Annotated in this window: 13 protein-coding genes; 11 read left to right on the top strand and 2 right to left on the bottom strand. The window is 62.0% G+C overall.

Translation table 11 applies throughout. From position 1 onward, the window contains the following. The first annotated feature begins 4 nt into the window (after positions 1-4). From ABL840_RS37180 to ABL840_RS37155, 6 genes are all read left to right on the top strand, one after another. A complete protein-coding gene (locus tag ABL840_RS37180) occupies positions 5-1861 on the top strand; it encodes an AMP-binding protein (protein ID WP_093299962.1) in 1857 nt (618 codons plus the stop codon). Between the two features lie 883 nt (positions 1862-2744). Continuing rightward, positions 2745-3158: a hypothetical protein gene (locus ABL840_RS37175; RefSeq protein WP_093299960.1), complete on the top strand. Its 414-nt coding sequence runs from the start codon at positions 2745-2747 to the stop codon at positions 3156-3158. 273 nt (positions 3159-3431) lie between these two features. Then, positions 3432-4364, top strand: a complete 933-nt coding sequence (locus tag ABL840_RS37170) for a LysR family transcriptional regulator (protein ID WP_093299959.1) — start codon at positions 3432-3434, stop codon at positions 4362-4364. A gap of 167 nt (positions 4365-4531) precedes the next feature. Further along, a complete protein-coding gene (locus tag ABL840_RS37165) occupies positions 4532-5800 on the top strand; it encodes a carboxylesterase/lipase family protein (protein ID WP_418116138.1) in 1269 nt (422 codons plus the stop codon). 42 nt (positions 5801-5842) lie between these two features. Continuing rightward, positions 5843-6793 carry a Bug family tripartite tricarboxylate transporter substrate binding protein gene (locus tag ABL840_RS37160; RefSeq protein ID WP_418116137.1) on the top strand — a complete coding sequence of 317 codons (951 nt, stop codon included), beginning with the start codon at positions 5843-5845 and terminating at the stop codon, positions 6791-6793. Between the two features lie 212 nt (positions 6794-7005). After that, the gene (locus ABL840_RS37155; RefSeq protein WP_093299956.1) at positions 7006-8208 is read left to right on the top strand and encodes a porin; all 1203 of its coding nucleotides are present in this window, start codon (positions 7006-7008) and stop codon (positions 8206-8208) included. A gap of 858 nt (positions 8209-9066) precedes the next feature. On the opposite strand, the gene ABL840_RS37150 is transcribed toward ABL840_RS37155, so the two are convergent. Continuing rightward, the gene (locus ABL840_RS37150; RefSeq protein WP_093299954.1) at positions 9067-10398 is read right to left on the bottom strand and encodes an NAD(P)/FAD-dependent oxidoreductase; all 1332 of its coding nucleotides are present in this window, start codon (positions 10396-10398) and stop codon (positions 9067-9069) included. A gap of 81 nt (positions 10399-10479) precedes the next feature. Between ABL840_RS37150 and ABL840_RS37145 the strand changes: the two genes are divergently transcribed. Further along, on the top strand, positions 10480-11373 hold the full coding sequence (locus ABL840_RS37145) for a LysR substrate-binding domain-containing protein (protein WP_093299953.1): 894 nt from the start codon (positions 10480-10482) through the stop codon (positions 11371-11373). A gap of 13 nt (positions 11374-11386) precedes the next feature. Here the strand turns inward: ABL840_RS37145 and ABL840_RS37140 are convergent, their stop codons facing one another. Next, positions 11387-12316, bottom strand: a complete 930-nt coding sequence (locus tag ABL840_RS37140; protein ID WP_093299951.1) for a LysR family transcriptional regulator — start codon at positions 12314-12316, stop codon at positions 11387-11389. A 96-nt stretch (positions 12317-12412) separates the two neighbouring features. On the opposite strand from ABL840_RS37140, the gene ABL840_RS37135 reads away from it, so the two are divergent. The 4 genes from ABL840_RS37135 (at position 12413) to ABL840_RS37120 (ending at position 19202) form a co-directional block, all read left to right on the top strand. Next, a complete protein-coding gene (locus ABL840_RS37135) occupies positions 12413-14455 on the top strand; it encodes a hydantoinase/oxoprolinase family protein (RefSeq protein ID WP_093299950.1) in 2043 nt (680 codons plus the stop codon). A gap of 1 nt (position 14456) precedes the next feature. After that, positions 14457-16445 carry a hydantoinase B/oxoprolinase family protein gene (locus ABL840_RS37130; RefSeq protein ID WP_093299948.1) on the top strand — a complete coding sequence of 663 codons (1989 nt, stop codon included), beginning with the start codon at positions 14457-14459 and terminating at the stop codon, positions 16443-16445. Continuing rightward, the gene (locus ABL840_RS37125) at positions 16442-17434 is read left to right on the top strand and encodes a tripartite tricarboxylate transporter substrate binding protein (RefSeq protein ID WP_143042900.1); all 993 of its coding nucleotides are present in this window, start codon (positions 16442-16444) and stop codon (positions 17432-17434) included. The genes ABL840_RS37130 and ABL840_RS37125 overlap by 4 nt, the downstream gene beginning before the upstream one ends. Before the next feature lie 286 nt (positions 17435-17720). Next, the gene (locus ABL840_RS37120) at positions 17721-19202 is read left to right on the top strand and encodes an aldehyde dehydrogenase family protein (RefSeq protein WP_093299945.1); all 1482 of its coding nucleotides are present in this window, start codon (positions 17721-17723) and stop codon (positions 19200-19202) included. Positions 19203-19251: the final 49 nt, after the last annotated feature.

Below are 19251 nucleotides of genomic sequence, written 5' to 3'. Positions count from 1 at the left end.
CAAGATGAGCCTTACTGCAACACCTCTTACCAGCGCGGACGGCATCGCTCAGTTCGAGCGCGACCAAAGCAAGCGCGACCTGTGGGAGAGCCTCCTGTGCGGCTCCATCTATGCGGCATTCCAGCGCAGCTCGTCCGCTTTCGGTCCCACCACCGCAGTCACCTTCGTCCGATCGTCCGCGGGTCCCGACATATCGATCAGCTACAAGCAGCTGTTCGAAGGCATCACAAGGACCGCCAATTTCTTGGGGGATATGGGGGGCCGCGGGTGTGGAGTTGCCTACATGCTTCCCGCATCCATTGAAACGCATTTCTTGCTGTGGGGCGCCGAATCTGCTGGGTATGCGGTGCCGCTGAATCCGTTCCTGCTGCCAACCGAAATCGTCGAATTGGTCAAGTCGGCGGGGTGCAAGCTGTTTGTCATTCCGAAAACAGACGATCCGGAAATTGCGAGACGGACCGAGGCTGTCAGGCAGGGCGTCCCGGGCATTCGTGTCATCGCGATCGGTCAAGGCCCCTTGCCGCCTTCGGCGATCGAATACGAACATGAAGTTGTGCGATACAGCGGCAGCGAGGCAACGCACTTCGATGCCGCGCGGTCGTCTTTGGAAACCGTCGCCTACTTCCACACGGGCGGAACAACCGGAACGCCGAAGCTGGTTGCTCATGCGAGCAAGAATCAGCTGGCGGCCGCAGCCGGTGCTGCTGCCATGCTTCATCTGGGCCCGGGACAACGCCTCACGAATGGAATGCCGCTGTTTCACGTCGGCGGCACGGTCGCGAGCAGCCTCGCTCCTTTCCTGGCCGGTGCGCAGATCGTTGTGATGTCGGGCCTAGGGTTCCGAAACCCCGACATGATCTCCGGTATATGGAGGATCGTCGAGCGCTGCAAAGTGACCGCCCTTGCGGCAGTGCCCACGGCCATGGGCGCTCTTCTCAACACCGCGGTGGATGCCGACATCTCTTCGATTCAATGGGGCCTTACAGGTGCCGCCTCGTGCCCGCAGAGTGTGACCGAACGATTCCAGCAAGTGACCGGGGCCTGCCTGCATGAGGTCTTGGGGATGACGGAGACAGGCGGAGTCACTGCGGTCGATCCCGTCGGCGATGCCTCGACTGCTGGTTCGGTCGGCTTCCGGCTGCCGCACACCCGGTTGCGCGTTCGCAAGCTTCTCAGTGACGGTGCGCTGGGGGCCGACTGCGATGCTGACGAGATCGGCGTGCTCTTTGTTGAAGGCGCCCATGTTTCTTCCGGCTACCTGGATCCCGCCCAGAACGAGGGCGTTTTCATCGAAGGTGGGCTGAACACTGGTGATCTGGCGTACTTCGGCGAGAACGGCAAGCTTTTTGTCGCCGGACGAAGCAAGGACCTGATCATCCGCAGTGGCCATAACATCGATCCAGGCATGATCGAGAACGCATGTGTGGCGCACCCCGCGGTGTCTCTTGCTGCCGCCGTCGGCCAGCCGGATGCATATGCGGGGGAGCTCCCGGTTGTTTTTGTGTCGCTCAAGCCAGGCCAGAAAGCCGATGTCCCGGAGTTGATCGCGCATGCGCGTGAGCGCATTGCCGAGAGACCGGCTTGGCCGAAATCCATTTACGTTGTCGATTCGATCCCGGTGACACCCGTCGGCAAGATTTACAAACCGGCCCTACGCGCAGAGGCAGCGCGGCGAGCATTGACTGATCAGATTGCACAGATCGCGCCGGGATCAAGCTTTCAGATCCATGTGGCGAGCGCGGGCAAACGGGGCCTGCACGTCGACGTTGAGTTGTCAACAACGGATGAGGCCGCGCGCATAGCGGTCGAGACGTTTCTGAAAGCCCATACCTTCAGCTGGTCATTGATGAAGCCTTCCTAAAACGTAGCGCGTTGCTGTTGTCTTCCAGCGCGGCATGATCGGCCGCGTATCCTCCTGGGGAACGGCCATCCGTACTCGAACGCGGCCAGGCGTGCCTTGTACGCGCGCCCCGACTTCGTATATCAGGTCGAGTTGGTACTGAAGCTCATGACAGAAGGTCAGGCAAACCGCCGTCCTTCACCACGCGGTCAAATCCGGTCCCGTGGGGCCCTAGGCTAACGGGCAAGTTTTCCTACTTCTAGCAAGGGAAGTGTTAGGGATTTCGAGTCGCTGCTTGGGCGTCAGTTGAAAGACGCCACAGTCATAGGCGAGGTCACGGGCGGCCGAGCTCATCCTATGAAGCCATTCCGGCTCGATGAGCACCTACAGATTTGGGTACCGTTTGCTCGCGCGGTTAGCCCCATCACCAAGGGAAATTGGGAGGGCCGCGAAGTTCAGCCCGACGTTGTCTTGCCGGCGGACGCCGGCGCTCAATCGTGCTTACCTGTCCGCCCTAAGACTGATGCGGGACAGCGGGAAGGATTCCGCCATAGCTGCCGACCTAGGCAGGGCGACGACTGTGGCTTCGGAGGCGGAGTCCAAGGCCACTCAGAAGTAGTGGCAGATTGCGGTCTACGCAGCCACTGGGCCGTGTCGGGCCCTTCCACGACGGTGACGCATCCGGCTAGAGTCGGCCATAACCCGCCGTCCGAGACGTGCCCCTAGCTAAACCGATACGGTCGTCTTTTCCGTCGGTGGTCGCGCCTCGACGCCGCCTCTTTGAGGGTGCCCTCTGATGGATAGACGGAGTTTGCCGGCGGTCGCTCGAACTGCCGCTATCGTGCAGAGGGACCGTACGGCACCTAGTTCCGGGTCAAATTGGTCAACAAGAGGAGAAAACTCAATGAAAATCTCTGCGCTCACTCTCGCATTCGCCCTCGTTTCCCCCGCTGCGCTCGCGGCTGACCAGGAATGGGACTACCAGCTGAGCGGCGTCAGCCCGGCTAGCGGAACGCAGCGCCCGACAAGCGGGAAGAACATCGCCGAGCTCAATCAAAGCAAGGACGGGAGCTACGAGTTCCGTATCCGTGGGAATACCGCGCCAAGTTGCTACAAGAGCTTCAGGACCGCTCAGGTGGAGAAGGCCGATGGCACCCTCATCATCACCCCCGAGCCGCTGTTCGGCAGCTGCGAGCGCATTCGCCTTGTTGTTAAGGTGGACGGCGGTGGTGGCGTCCAACAGCAGCTCATAGGCAAGAAACCGAACCAATCGTGGCAGGACGAAGAAGTACAAGGTTATGGCCTCACCGCCAGATGACACCCAACGGGAGAATCCAGGCGCCTGCTTGACGAATACGCTTTCAGAAATTCGTTCATGAAGCTGGTAGCCGCAAGACGGCAAAATCCGACCAGAATCGGAATTTGGGCGCAGCCCTACAGCGGAAGTTCCAGCGCCTCCTGTTTGCGCTGCATGACGACCTGCCGACGGAGGTAGTCTGTCGGAATAGCCTGGGAACCCCAGACCGGAACCCGTCCTGCGTACTCTCCCAACCAGACCTCCCAGCAATGCGCACCGCCTTTTGCGGAAACTATGACGCCCTTTCGAGGAAAACTACGGATCCGCCACCTCGAGATCGTCTTGATGGTTGCGGATCAAGGCAGCCTATCCAAGGCCGCTTCCCAGCTGAACATGACGCAGTCGGGCCTCTCTCGCGCGATAGCGGAGATCGAGGAGTGCGTGGACGGTCGCTTGTTCGAGCGCTCCGCCAAAGGCATGGTCTGCACGCCCCTCGGTCTGGCCATGTGCCGACACGCCAGCATCTTGCTGAGCGATTTCGGCAAGGCAGAGGCGGATCTGGCCGCAGTCGCCCGTGGGGAACTGGGCAGTCTCACTGTGGGATGTTTTGCGATGTTCAGCGGCTGGCCGCTCGCCGACGCCGTTCGAGGATTTCGCGGGACCCATCCACAAGTCGCACTCACGATACAGATGGGTACTCACGAGCGACTGATCGAAGACTTGGACTCGGGCTCGCTCGATGTGTTGATCAGTCGCTACACCTCCAGCCTGGATCCGTTGATCTACCGCTCCATTTCCCTGCTGGACGATAGCGTCGTCCTGACCTGTTCCATTGGGCATCCGCTGGCTGCTTCGACTGACCCGAAGTTGGCAGACTGCGCACGCTATCCGTGGTTGACAGCCCTGCCGGGCGGCCGGATACGCAGAGAACTGGACGACATGTGGAGACGGCACAGCTTGGCGCCTCCCGCCATGATTGGTGCCCTGTCACTGGAGTTTGGAATGGCGATGTTGTCCAGCGGCGAGGGGAACTATGTGTGGATGCTCCCCGGAAGCGTTGCTGCAGCTTTGCAGGCGCGCGGCGCGCTATGCGTTCTCCCTGTCGACCTGCAACTTGCGACATTCCCATTGGCGGCGATCTGGCGCAGAGACAGGTCGAGCACGCGCCAGGTCCGCGCCTTCACCGCCGCTCTCGCCAGGGTCGTCAAGGAAGGACAGGCGGCGTAGAGCGCGTCTGATCGATCGCGCTGTTCTGAGCCTGTGATCGCAGGCATGAGTGTCGCGCATGGCGATGCTCGGAAGTCGCATGACCCAAAGTACTCACGCATGCCTACCATTGCCCGGCATGGCGGACCGTATCCACGTTCCGCATGTCACGACGAGGGGCATCCAAGGTGGACGAAGACGTGCAAGCCATTGTTCGCAATGGCAAGGTGATCGGAACTCGGGAACATGGCGTCTGCCGGTTCAGCGCGATTCCGTATGCGCAGGCGCCCGTTGACGACCTGCGCTGGCGTGCTCCGGTGCCTGCGCAGTGGACAGGCTGTCTGGACGCCACACGACCTGGTCCCGTGGCGCCGCAACTGCCCTCACGTCTGCGCGGTGCCATGGGCGACTTCGACGCTGCGCAGTCCGAAGACTGCTTGCACCTGACCGTCTGGACCCCAGCAGCTGATGGCGGTCGACGCCCCGTGGTCGTCTGGCTTCATGGGGGCGCGTGGCAAAGCGGCGGCGCAGCACTCGAGTGGTACTCCGGGGCGCAGCTCGCCGTGCAGGGCGACATCGTGGTGGTCTCGCCGAACTATCGCCTGGCCGCACTGGGCTGGCTTTTCGTTCCGGGCATGGTTGCCAACGTGGGGCTGCTGGATCAAGAGGCTGCCATCGATTGGGTTGCAGAGCACATCGAGAGTTTTGGCGGCGATCCGCGCAAGATCACGGTCATGGGGCAGTCTGCGGGTGCCGCATCGATTGCATGTCTCTTGGCCAGAAGGCCGCGCTTCAATCGCGCAATCATGCAAAGCGCTTCGTTGGGACGTGGATTCCGCAGCGCTGAACAGGCCCATCGATTGGGACGGATCCTGCTTCAAGCGGCAGGCGCCAGGGATCTCGACGAAGCACGCACGCTACCGTGGGAAGCACTCTTGCGCGCGCAGCAGGCTCCAGAGGTTGTCGAGGCCTTGTTTGCGGAAGGCGACCATCGCAGCCTCTTCGCTCTGGTCAGCGATGGGGAAGTTCTCCCTCAGGACATGCAGTCCGAGCTGCAGGCCGCCGCAGGCCGCGCCGATGTCCTCATCGGCTATACGGGAGACGAGATGAAGGCCTTCCCCGACGCGCCGATGGACGAAGCCGGTCGGCGCGTCGGCGATGAGATCTTTGGCGCACCTTCGCGCCAATGGGCACAGGACGCAGCTGCACAGGGGCGCGGTGCGTGGGTCTTCAAGTTCGACCACGCTCCCTCTGACGCGTTCGGGGCATGCCATTGCGTCGAACTGCCTTTCGTTTTCGGCACGCTCGATCGATTTCGCGATGCCCCGATGTTGCATGGCCTTCGTCCGCAAGACGCGCAGCGCCTGATGCGGGAGATTCAAGCGGCCTGGATCGCTTTCATTCGAGGCGGTTCGCCTGGATGGGATGCCTCGCCGCGGATCAGGGCCTTCGATTAAACGCTAGGTGCGTCCTGTAACTCAGCTCCGAAAGGGAACATCTTGATCAAAAAGATCGTTGCGGCATCCTTGATGCTCATGTCCGCCGTCGCCATGGCAGGGTTCCCGGAGGAGCCGGTAAAAATCATTGTGGCAAATCCGGCCGGCGGGCCAGTGGATGTCATGGTGCGCGTCTTGGCCCATCGACTCAGTGCGTCGTGGGGGCAGCCAGTCGTGGTTGAGAATAAGCCAGGCGGGTCGGGTATCGTGAGTACAGGCGCATTGGTCAAGGCCAAGCCTGACGGCTACACGCTGGGCATGGTGGTTGCGTCTGCTCTCACCATCGTTCCATTTGCAGTGGAAAGGCTGCCATACGATCCCGTGCGTGATCTGAAGCCTGTTTCACTTGTCGCGCGCACGCCTTTCGTCTTCGTCGTTGATCGGGCTAGTCCTCTCAAGACTTGGCAGGACTTCGTGCGGGAAAGCGCAAAGCGCGACTTGAGCGTGGGCTCCATGTCGATCGGCACGGCGTTCCATCTCGTGTGGGAGCAGACTGCACGACAGGCAGGCATCAAGGCGCTGTATGTCCCTTCGCCGTCCTCCGGCAAAACGCAGAGCGACCTGATCGGCGGCATGTTGGACGTGGCGCTGGATGCGCCGTCCAGCGCCAAGGGTCTGATCGACGGCGGGCGCCTACGGCCACTCGCGGTCACGAGCAAGGAGCGATTCCCCGGGTTGCCGCGGACGCCTACTCTCGAAGAGCTGGGTCTGAAGGGCTACTCCGCCCAGCCATGGATCGGGTTGATGGCGCCGGCCGGCACACCCGCAGACCGCATCGCACAGATCCAGCAGGCAGTTGCGACTCTTCTCAAAGATCCTGCGCTGAAGGCGCAGATGGAGTCCCTGGGCATGACCCCGGTGGGCAGCAGTGCAGAAGAGCTTGCCGCCACGATCTTGAACGACCGACGGGACATGGAACCTCTGGTGAAAAAGCTAGGCATCAGGCTGCAATAGCACTTGCCGGCTTGCTGTTTGCGGAAGTCCGCAAACAGGCGTGCCGCTCACCTGGCAGTGACCACGATAACGAGGGCGCACCTGCGATCCCTTGCATGCGCACGCCACGGTCGCATCAACGGAACCGTTCGATCCTCTCGCCGCCTCTATTGACTCCAACTGCGGTGAGACCTTGGCCCAAAGAGCGATAAGTAACCTTAGAGAAATCTGCAATGAAAAAAACTCTGTTCGCGCTGATCACCTTGACCGGTTGTGGCATCGCATTGGCTCAGTCGTCCGTCACGCTTTTCGGCGTGGTTGATGCGTCAGTCAGTGGTTATTCAAATCGTTCGAATGACGAACGCGCGGTGCTGCTCCATCAAGGCAGCGTCAAACTCAGCCGTACTGCGCTCTCCAATTCCGGCTACAACCCGAGCCGTCTGGGCTTCCGCGGCACGGAAGACCTCGGCGGAGGCCTGGCAGCTAGCTTCTGGCTCGAAGCGCCGATCACAAATGACGATGGTGCCACCGGCGTTTCGAGCTTCACGCGGCGCTCAACGGTAAGCCTGTCAGGTGGTTTCGGTGAAATCCGTCTTGGTCGCGATTACACGCCGACGTTCTGGAACAACGCCGTGTTCGATCCGTTCGGCGCCAATGGTGTCGGCACCAATTTGATCCACTCCGCCAGCAATTTCAATGTCACTGGCGGCACGGGTGGCGTCGCTGGGAACCCCAACGTTCTGCGTGCCAGCAACTCGATCGGCTACTTCCTGCCACCGAGTCTAAGTGGCTTCTACGGCCAGCTGCAGTATGCGTTCCATGAGCAGACCAAGTACGATCCGGGCACATCCACGCCGGTAAACGCACTCGGCGTTGCCGCCCCAACGCGTGCTGGTAGGTATGTCGGCGGCCGCTTTGGCTATGCCGACGGCGCGTTGGACGTTGCAGTGGCGTATGGCAAGAGCACGAGCGGTGATCAGTTCTATCTTGGCACCACCGATTCTGTGAAGACCATGAACCTCGGGGCGTCCTACGACTTTGGGCCGGTCAAGCTTTTTGGAGAACTGTCGCACTCCAAGAGCTCGCGCAACTACGCAGTCACCCCGATGGCCGCAACCAGCGGTATCGATTTGGGAGGTTACCTGCTCGGTGTGACCGTGCCCATCGGCGCAGGCCTAGTTCGCGCGTCCTATTCGCGCGTCCACTACGACCGCAACCTGCCTTTCACCCTGCTCGATGATCCGAAGGCAAGCAAGCTCTCACTGGGCTATGTGTACAACCTTTCGAAGCGTACGGCGCTTTATGCAACGATTGCACGCGTGAGCAACAGCAATGGTGCCGCTCTCACCGTAGGTGGTCCGGCCTTCATCAGCAACGCTGTCTTCACTCCGCGACTCTCGAGGGGCTATGACTTGGGCATTCGGCATGCATTCTGATGGTGACGTCGCTCGCATCGGCGCACCGTCCCAGCCGAACAAGTTGAGCACGGCAGAAATTCCGGATTGCTTACGCGACGTACGGCAAGCCTAGCTGCCCCAAGCGCGATGCAAACTTGCAAGACATACTCGAGCCGGACGCCGGTAGTGTCCCGGGCGTCGCGTTCGCGCTCGACATGCAGCAGCCAGGTGCTGAGCTGGCGTTTTAGCCCGAGGTTCTCGAAAATGTCAGTGACCTACTGTCCGGTGGATGAGCGTCATTCCAAGGGTCGCTCAATATCTGATGCGAATGTGAGGCAATCTCGCGCTCGTAAAAGTTTGCCCTTCGGGCCGAGACCTCCGAATGTTCAAGATGTGATGGCTGTTCGCTTACCGATTGGGCCGTTCAGAACATCCCGCAGTGACTGCCGTCACGGGAATGGCCAGCGGTTTCTCGGAGCGCTTAGGCGTGAATGAGTGTGAGCTTCGAGAAGCCTTGAGCGTTATCGGTGGTGTTTCGTCATAGCCATCTTGGGCGGCAGCTTTCTTGGCGACTGATCGGCCGCTTTGGTTAAGGGTTGTCAGACACCAGAATGCTTGGCGAAAGCGAGGGGCATGGCGCAAAGGCCAAATTGAAATGCACGGCGGGACAGTGGTGGTTGCTTCATGGCTGGCTCGTGGTGGGATTGCGCATCGCTGTGCTAGGGCTATGGTGATGCAGCGCAAGCTGCCGTTGAAACGCGCCACTGTCGAAGTCACGATGACCAATATTCAAAGCCCAGGCAGGACGTAAATCCGAGGCGTTCCGCCGTGCCACCATTCCTGGGTTTGGGATGACGTGACGAATAACCATACTGCTCGACGTGCGGAACCTGCGCGTCAATACAGAAGGCTCGGATGCGGGGGGGGGCCGTCGGTGAGCCGCTCGTAAACAAAGGGTTTGAGGTCGAAGCTCGGATTGCTGCCCACCAGGAGTTCCGCAAGGGCTCGGCCAGCGCCCATCGATGAGCTGAAGCCGTGCCCGCTAAAGCCCGTGCACAAGTAAAGGCCGGGGAGGCGCTTCACGTCTGACACCACCGGGATGCCGTCGGGCGTGTTGTCGATCGTGCCACCCCACGCCGAGTCGATCAGCTGTGGCCCCAAGCCTGACAACGAAGGCTGTGCGTCCAAGTAGGCTTGCCGCACAAGCGCCATGTCTGGCAAAGGGTCGAGGATGCGATTGCGCGAAAAGGGCGCGTTGCCCAAGTGAAGGTAACGAAACTCCTCCCATGCCTGAGAAAAGAACCGCCGACCGAATTTCACCGACACCTTCCCCTTTCGAGCCCGGTACATCGCCTGGAATCTGAAGGCGTAGCGAAGCAGGTCGGGCTCGACGTGTATCGTGCCTCTGCCGCTCTTGGCGAGCAACAAGGAGCCGTCCTCCCGCGGACGGAACGCAAATGCGGGGGCGCGCACGGGTGCCGCGCCTCCCGCGTCGAACGCAGAACTGGCAGATGCGGACGATTCCACGCGCAGGATCGGAAGTGGCAACCGATGTTTCCGGCAGAAAAGCGAGGACCATGCGCCACCCGCCAAAACAACTTTCGCCGCACGGACTGTGCCCAGTTCTGTTCGTACGCCGGCGACCTTTCCTGCTTCCGTGAGCAACTCGTTCACGGCGCATTGCTGAAAAATGAGTACGCCGCGGCCAAGCAGATGTTGCGCCAGCAGCGGAATGGCGCGCGCCGGTTCCGCGTATCCGTCGGTTTCGGTGCGAATCCCGCCGATCCACGGCTCGTTCCGCCACGCGTGGGTGGCATTGGCCTCGCGTCGCGACAGCATGCGCGCGGGCACGCCCTCGCGACGTGCGACCTCTAGCCACTTCTCCCACACGGCAAGTTCCCGTGCGTCGTCCGTCACGAACGCCACGCCCGTTTGCATGAAGCCCGCGTCGACTCCCGTCTGCGCCTGCAGGTTCCGCCATAGATCGACGCTGAGCTTGGCCATCGGCAACTCGCGAAGATCTCGTCCGAGCGTGCGGCACCATCCCCAATTGCGACTGCTCTGCTCGGCGGCGACAGTCCCTTTCTCGAACACCGCGACTGATACGCCGCTTGACGACAAAGCGTAGGCGGTTGCGATGCCCGCCGCACCGGCGCCGATGATGGCGACATCGACCTGCGCTGGCAGGCTATGGGGAGATGTTTCAATCGTCAGGAGGCTATGTCGCATGAATGGATGCTAGGCAATCACTCGTCCTCGCGCCAATCAATTCATCACACGTGTCCATACGGATTTGATATAGCATCAGCCATGCTCAACTTCCGCCAAGTCGAAGCGTTCCGGGCGGTGATGCTCTCAGGTTCGATGACGCAGGCCGCCAAGGATCTGAGCACCACCCAGCCGAACGTAAGCCGTGTCATTTCGCAACTGGAGCGGCGCCTCGGGCTTAGTTTGTTCGAGCGCATTGCGGGAAAGCTTGTACCCACGCGAGAGGGAGAGGTGTTCTTCAGGGACGTCGAGCGCGCCTTCGCAGGACTGCGTTCGCTGGAACACTCCGCCGCAACTTTGGGTCGGCGGGGCGCCGGCCACCTGCGCGTCTGGGGCGTGCCCTCGCATTCGATGGTGCTGGTGCCGCAGGCTTTGCGGCTATTTGCCCGGCGCTTTCCAGACGTGACGGTCTCGTTGCAAGTTGCGGAATCGATCGCCGTGTGCCACGCGATGGCGGCAGGGCAAGGCGATATCGGCGTCGCTTCCGACATTCTTCAAAGTCCTGGCATCGAATATGAGGTCGCGCATCAGGGCGTGGGTGTTTGCATCGTGCCCTCGAAGCACCGACTCGCGCGCGGAACCGCCGCTTTGAAGCCCATCGATCTCGCTGGCGAAGTATTTCTGTCGCTCTCGCCGCACGATGCCATGCGCAAAGCGATCGACGACATGTTTCAGACCTATGGCGACGAGCGCATCCCGGGCTACGAATCGCACTTCGCGTCGGCGATCTGCCAACTGGTGGCGCTTGGACTCGGGGTGACCATCGCGAACCCGCTCGCCGTTGCGGACCACGCGCACCTGCCGATTGTGGCGAGACGGTTCTCTCCCGAGATCGTGTTTCCAACCTATCTCGTGCACCAGGGCGGACAGCCGCGGAGCATGCTGGCAAAAGGCTTCTCCGAGTGCTTCTCTCAAGCCGCAGCGAAGCGGAGGTGAAGCTGCCGCCGCGTCAGTCTTGCGCCGCGACAGATGCCTTATCGATGGTCCCGCACAGTTCCACCAGCCATGCCCGGAACTGGAGATAGATGGGTCGATCGCGCACGCTCTTCTTCGACACGAGATAGTAGGAGGAAAGTCGCGGCACGTAAGCGACATCGCAGACGCGACGCATCGTGCCAGCGGCCACGTGCCGCGCGGCCATGAATTCCGGCAGGAGCGCGATGCCGGAACCGTTAAGCACGGCCTGCGCGGCAGTGCCAAGCATCGAGTGGTTCGCACCGATCATGTCTGGGGAAAACACCAGCCCCAGCCGCTGCAGGTATTGGGGCCAGGCTTGAGCGTGGCGCATCTGACCGATCAACTTGTGCTGGTAGAGGGTCGTGAGGTCACATACCGTATCGCGCGGCAGCAGCCCCGTTGAGATATACGCATAGAACGGTGGCGAGCAGAGCAACTCAGGATGCCCCCCTTTGGACCGCGGTTCACCGGAAACCACCGCAGCGTCGAGGCCATCTTCCTCCTCGATCTCCACATCACCCACGCGAGTGAAAAAGTTGATCAGGTAGTCGGGGTGGTCTCTGAGGAAATTGTTGATGTCGCGGGTGATGACTTCAACGCCCAGGCTTGGTGTGATCGAAACATTGAGGGTGTCGCGTCCAGGAGTCTTCAGCGACGCGAACACCTCCTCCAGACGCCCCAGAGCCGGTTGCAACTCGACCGCGAGATGTTGCCCGGCAGTCGTCAGCTCGAGCCCGTGCGATCCCCGGGAAAACAGGCTGATGCCAACGAACTTTTCCAGGTCGAGGATTTGCCGGCTCACGGCGCCTTGCGTCAGAAAGAGCTCTTCCGCAGCCAACGTCACGCTGCGCAAGCGCGCAACCGCCAGGAAGGCTTCCATGTTGGCCGCCGGGGGCAGCCGCTTTTTGCGGGAGATCTTCATTACGGAAATGAATGGGGCATGGATTATTTTGCCTCGACGCCTTGCTCTCTACTAAATCTAATACCTGCACCCACCACTTTATGGAAAGACCAGGCCATGGGCTACAGAGTAGGCGTTGACATTGGCGGGTCGTTCACCGACTTCGCGGTGTATGACGACGAGACCCGCACCATCAGCAGCATGAAGGTATTCTCGCGCCCGGACGAACCGGGCTCCGAGGTGATCGCCGGAATCCAGATGCTCGGCGAGCGCTACGGCATCCAGCCGAGCCAGATCAGCTATTTCACGCACGGCACCACCGTGGGGATCAACGCCGTGATCCAGCGCAAGGGCCTACGTCTGGCCTTGCTGACGACCCTCAACTTCTCGGACGTGTTGGAACTGGGTCGTCTGAAGACGACCGACATGTACCACCTGCTGTCGCGGCGACCGGACCCGCTGATCTCGCGCGATATGGTCTACGGCATCGCTGAGCGAATCGGACCGGATGGCGCGGTCCGCACGCCATTGGACGAGGGGAGCGTCTCCGATGCGCTTGCGCAGGCTCGTGCGGCAGGCGCTGAAGGTATCGTGATTTCGCTGTTGCACTCGTACCGCAATCCGGATCACGAACACCGCGTGAAGGCGATCGTCCAAACGCTGGCCCCCGACCTGCCCGTCTTCTGCTCCGCCGAAACCTGGCCCATCATCCGGGAATACGAGCGCACAATTACCGCCGTGATCGGCGCCTACGTGCAGCCGAGGGTCTCGCACTATTTGGGCTCACTTCAGAAGGCGCTCAAGGACGTGGGCGTGACGGCGGAGGCGCACCTTACCAAGTCGAACGGCGGCATCATGAGCGCCGAGCAAGGCAAGACGGAATGCGTGCAGATGCTCCTTTCCGGTACCGCGGCGGGCGTGATCGGCGCGAGTCACCTCGCCGCGACGAGCGGCATTCCGCGTTGTCTGAGCTTGGACATCGGCGGCACGAGCGCGGACATCGCGGTGATCGTCGACGGCAAGCCGCAATACGGCGTAGGTGAATTGATCGGCGACTTTCAGATTCACATTCCTTCGGTTTCCGTCTCGTCGGTGGGTGAAGGTGGCGGCTCGATCGCGTGGGTGGATGACCAGGGTGTCCTCAAGGTCGGACCGGACAGCGCGGGCTCGCGCCCGGGGCCCGCTTGCTACGGTCGCGGCGGCACCCGGGCGACTATCACCGACGCCTTCGTCGTCTGCGGAATCGTGGGGCACTCCGCCCTAGGGTATCAGGCAGTGTCTGTTGATTCGGCCGCATCTCGCAGAGTGGTAGGCGAACTGGCCGAGAAGCTGAAGGTGCCCACGGAGAGAGTGGCGGAAGCGATCATCCAGATCGCGATCTCGGGTATGTATGCCGAAGTAAGCGGCCTGGTCTCGCGCTACGGCATCGATCTGCGCGAGTTCTCCCTCATGGCCTTCGGTGGTGCTGGGCCAATGATGGCCTGCTATTTGGCGCGCGAGCTCAACGTGAAGGAAGTGGTGGTGCCGCACTCGCCCGGCACTCTCAGCGCGCTCGGCGGTTTGATTGCTGACTTGAAGAACGAGTTCCTCAAGACCGTGTACGTGGACCTCGCCGCAGCGTCGATGGATGTCATCCGCAAGGAGTACGACGTGTTGACGCAGCGTGCGCTCGAGTGGCTACGCAACGAGCAGGGGAATACCGATGGCTCGACGCTCACCTACTCTGCAGAGATGCGCTATCGGGGCCAGTCGTTCGAACTCCAGACCCCGTTGACTGCTGCCGATCTCGCGAGTGGCAATGTCGATGCGTTCTCCAGAGCGTTCCACCAGGAGCACCACCGGATCTACGGACACGCCGACGAGTCAGCGCCGGTGCAGGTGGTGAGCCTGCGCGTGCTGGTGACGGGCCGACACGAGAAGCCGCGCTTCTCGCAGCAGGTGCTGACCCCGGGGACCGTTACACCCGAGCGTTCGATCACCGTATGGATGGACGGCCAGTTCAGGGAAGTGGCGCTCTACTTCCGGGCAAAGGCCCTGCCCGGCATGCAGTTCACCGGCCCTGCCATCGTGGCCCAAGACGACACCACCACCGTCGTGTTGCCAGGCTATCACTGCACCGTGGACGCCTACTCCAACCTGCGCATCGTGAAAGGAGCCTGAGATGCCGATCGAAAACACCCAGTTGCAGGTACTGGCCAACCACTGCATGGCTGCGGCCGAAAGCATGGGCTACACCCTGATGCGCACAGCCTACTCCAGCTTCGTGAAGGAGACTGAAGATTTTTCGGCGCAGCTTTTGACCCCGAGCGGCCAGACCTTCGCCTCCCCGCGCACCCTGGGCGCCACGTGGTACACGGGGCTGGACTACGGCCCTGTCATCAAGCTGTTCGATGACTACCGGGAGGGCGACATCTACATCACGAACGACCCGTATAGCGGCTTCGTGTCAACGCACACGCCGGACGTGCACCTCTGGAAGCCTGTATTCCACTCGGGACGCCTCGTGTGCTTCCTTGGGAACCACATTCACAACACTGACATGGGCGGAGCGGTGCCGGCTTCGCTGTCGCGCGCATTGACCGAGGTGCACCAGGAAGGCGTGCGCATCCCGCCAATGCTGCTGGCTCGCGACGGCGTGATAGACCCGAAGATTTTGCAGATCCTCGAGACGAACGTGCGTGCGCCCGAGCTCAATCGGGGCGATCTGAATGCGCAGATCGCGTGCCTCAATACCGGCGAACGCAAGGTGCACGAGATCGTGGATCGCTTCGGCATCGATGAGTTCGTGGAGGGTACGGAGCAGCTCCTCGACTACGCCGAACAACAAACGCGAAGTCTTATTCAAACCATGCCCGACGGTGAGTACTTCTTTTCGGAGTACGCCGATGAAGACTCGCCCAACGGTTTTCCGTGCCGCATCGCGATTACGCTGCGCATCCGGGGCGACGAACTCGAGCTCGACTTTACCGGCAGCGACCCGCAAGTGGCTTCCGCACTTAACGTCCCAACCGGCGGCAATCCGCGCCACGCGGTGATTACTGTGGGGCTCATCTACGTGCTGCACTCGCTGGCGCCCCTCAACGTGCTGAACGCCGGCACCGTCCGGCCATGCAATGGCATTCTCCCGGAAGGAACCATCGTCAATCCGCGGCACCCGGCAGCCGTGGGCATGCGCAGTCTCACCAGCGCGGTGTTGCAGGCGTGCACATTCGGCCTGTTCAGCCAGGTTCTGCCGCAGTTGCTGCCGGCATGCCCGGCCGGAGGCTCGAGCAACCTCAACGTGAAGACTATTTCCGCGGATGGCCGGCCAGTCCTGTCGTCCATCGGCCCTTGCGGCGGCGGCGCAGGCGGTGGGCCAGAACGTGATGGAGTCGAGGGCTGCGGCGCAAACTCCGCCTTCCTGAAGAACACTCCCGTGGAAATCAATGAGGCCGAAGTGCCGATCGAGATCTTGCGCTATGGCCTGGTTTCCGACACGGGCGGCGCTGGCGAGCGGCGGGGTGGCAACGCGGCAACGCTTGAGTTCCGCGTGCTCTCGCCCAACGCGGTGGTCACTGCACGAAACCGCAACCGCACGGACATCGCCGCCTGGGGCGTGCTCGGCGGCCACGCGGGCGCGAACTCGCGCTTTACCAAGAACCCCGATACGCCTCAAGCCGTCGAACTGCGCAACATGGACGTGGTGCCTTGCGCGCCAGGCGACGTGATCCGCGTGCAGGGACCGGGCGGCGGCGGCCATGGCGACCCGTTCAGGCGGCCGGTGGACGCGGTACTGCACGATGTGCGATGCGGTTTTGTGTCACCTGAAAGAGCGCGTAGCGACTACGGCGTCGTCGTCGCCCCGGCCATGCAACTCGACGTCCATGCCACGCATGCTTTGCGAAGCGACCGGCAAGGACCTTCCGCTGGGCATTTTCACTTCGGTCCCGGTCGCAGCCGCTTCGAAAGCGTGTGGACACCGCAGCGCTACAAAGCCTTCGCTGCCATCGCGCGAGCGGTTCCCGTTTCTTGGGCGCACTATGTCAAGCATCATCTGTTCACTGTCCTGAAGGACAACGTCGCACCGGTGGACGGGGGCGCGGCGGACGTGTACCGCGTGTATCGCGACCTGCGCGCACAGTTTCCGACGCTTCCCGAGGTGGTCGCGTGACGAGCGTCTCCCGACGCCACGTCCTGCGGCTCGTACCCGCGGCCGCGATGCTCCCGTATGCGGGCGCACAAGCGTCGGTGTCGACAGGCGGATACCCAACCCAATCCGTCAGCGTCATCGTGCCCTTCGGTGCAGGCAGCAGCACCGACTACATGGCTCGCCTGATGACGAATGGGCTCAATGCGAGGTACCCAGGGCGTTTCATCGTCGACAACAAGCCGGGCGCCGGCGCCAGCATCGGTACGGCCCATGTCGGCAAGAGCCGTCCGGACGGCTCGGTGCTGCTCTACACAACAGCGACGCCTTTCGTGATCAACCCTTTCATCTACAAAAAGCTCCCCTACGAGCCGCGCGAGTTCATTCCAGCCGCGCGCACCGTCGAGTTGGCGCTGGTGCTGGTGGTGAGTGCGAGCCTCGGAGTAAGGAACTTCGCCGAGCTGCGGCGCTACCTGGAACGCAACTCCAAAGCCGCGAGCTACAGCTCGTACGGCGCGGGCACCTCTTCACACATCGCAGGTGCAGTACTGGCGCGCAAGCTCGATCTGCCTGAACTTCTGCATGTGCCCTACAAGGACACCAAGGCTATCCCGGATCTGGTAGCAGGCCGCAACACCTTCCACATGGAGGCCTGGTCTTCGGTGAAGCCACTCGTGAAGGCTGGGCAACTTGTGGCCATTGCCGTAACCAGCGCGCACCCCGTCAAATGGGCGCCCGAACTGCCCACCATCGCCAGTGCAATCGGTACCGAATACGACGTTGCAACATGGCACGGCATCTTCGCGCCCGCCAAGACGCCACGAAACATCATCGACTTTCTCAACGATGAATTCAGGTTGCGCATGGAAAGCGCCGAGCCTCGGCAGGCATGCCTGGACATGGGATTCAATCCCTATCCCCACATGACCGCAGAGCAGTTTTCGGCATTCGTGAAGAGCGATGCAACTCGTTGGCACGGGTACGTCAAGGAGGCCGGCATTCAGCCGGAATGAGCTTCATGACGCGAGCTGTGCGAACCCATCGCACCCACTCTCTTCTTGCATGTCGATGGAAGCTCCCTGCGCCGCAATGTGGCCAGAGGCTGCCGCGAAAGAAGATGCTGGCGCTGCACGGATACAGGAATTCTGTGCTGTCGCACGCCCCCAAATTCAGCTCAAGCGTGCAGGACTCGACCCCGCTGCTCCCGAGCAGAGACCCCACATCCAGAATTCCATCCATGCAGATACGGCGCCAGCATGCCTCGCATGGCATGCCGCCCTGACCACTTCGGGACCACTTATGCAAATCTTCGACCCCCGACAGATCCATGTGTCCTCGGGCCATTTCATCGGCGGACGCCTGATCCCCGATGTGGGCCGCATGGTCGTGCGACGGCCCTCCGATGGCCAGCCGCATGCGGAACTGCCCCTCGCCGACGCCGCCACAGTGGACACCGCAGTCCGCGACGCTTATAGCGCTTGGCGCGTGAGCGACTGGGCGCGCCGCCCACCTCGCGAACGCGCACGCGTGCTGCGCCGCTGGGCGGAACTGGTCGAGGTCGACGCAGCCCGGCTCGGGCCTCTCGAAGCAGTGTGCTCCACGCGTCCGGTGCGCGATGTCATCGCGTGGGATGTCCCCTTCACAGCGGAGGGCCTGCGCTTCTTCGCCGAGTATGCGGACAAGCTCGGCGGGGAGGTCGCGGCGACGCGACAAGACCATCTGGGCATGGTCGTCGCCGAACCCTACGGCGTGGTTGGCGCCATCACGCCGTGGAACTTCCCTCTGGTTATGGTGTCGTGGAAGGTCGGTGCCGCGCTCGCCGCTGGAAATGCAGTAGTTCTCAAGCCATCCGAGCTGACGCCCTACTCCGCCGTGCGACTCGCCGAGCTAGCAGTCGAGGCCGGTGTGCCGGCGGGACTCTTCAACATCGTTCAAGGCACCGGTGCTATCACAGGTGACGCACTCTCGCGGCATCCCCTCATTTCGAAGATGACATTCACCGGATCCACGCGAACGGGCTCGGCCATCATGGCTGCTTGCGCCTTGACCGGACCCAAGCCGGTGACCCTGGAACTAGGAGGCAAGAGCCCGCAACTGGTATTCGACGACGCGCCCGGTCTGGAACGCCTCGCCGGCATGATCACCGACTCGATCATAGGCAACGCTGGTCAGGTTTGCGTGGCCGGTACTCGCCTGATCGTGCAAAACGGCATCGCCGAGGCACTGGTCGAGCGGATCGCCGCACGCCTCGCCTCAGCACGCCCCGGCGCCACGTGGGAGGACAACACCACGTTGCCGCCGATGATCTCGGCCTCGCACGCTGAGCGCATCCTCAACGTCGTCAATCGCGCCCGTGACGCGGGTGCGCGCGTGCGTTGCGGCGGTGACCTGCACGACGGTGGTCCCGGCGGCGCCTACTTCCAGCCCACGCTGATCGAAAGGGTCAGCGGGTCCAATCCGGCAGTTCAGGAAGAGATCTTCGGTCCGGTGCTCACGGTACAGACCTTCGCCGATGAGGAGGAAGGCTTGGCCCTGGCCGCACACGAGCACTATGGGCTCGCAGCGGGCGTCCACACCGCCGATATTGGCCGTGCACTCCGTGCGATGCGCGGCATCTCCGCCGGCACCATCTGGATCAACCGATATGGCCGAAGTGCGGATTTCGTGATCCCCACCGGGGGCTTCCACCAGTCAGGCATCGGCAAGGATCTCGGTCGACAGGCGGTCGAGAGCAACCTTCGCTTCAAAAGCGTGCTCATCGACTTCGGTGCGGCGCACTAAGGTTCATGGTCGCATGGCATGCCTCCCCCAAATCCTTAACCACTGCTTC

It is taken from the genome of Variovorax sp. NFACC27 (genome assembly GCF_048301545.1).
Lineage (GTDB): Bacteria > Pseudomonadota > Gammaproteobacteria > Burkholderiales > Burkholderiaceae_C > Variovorax > Variovorax gossypii.
Note: the sequence above shows the minus strand (reverse complement) of the source record. Positions and strands in the feature narration are given on the sequence as shown.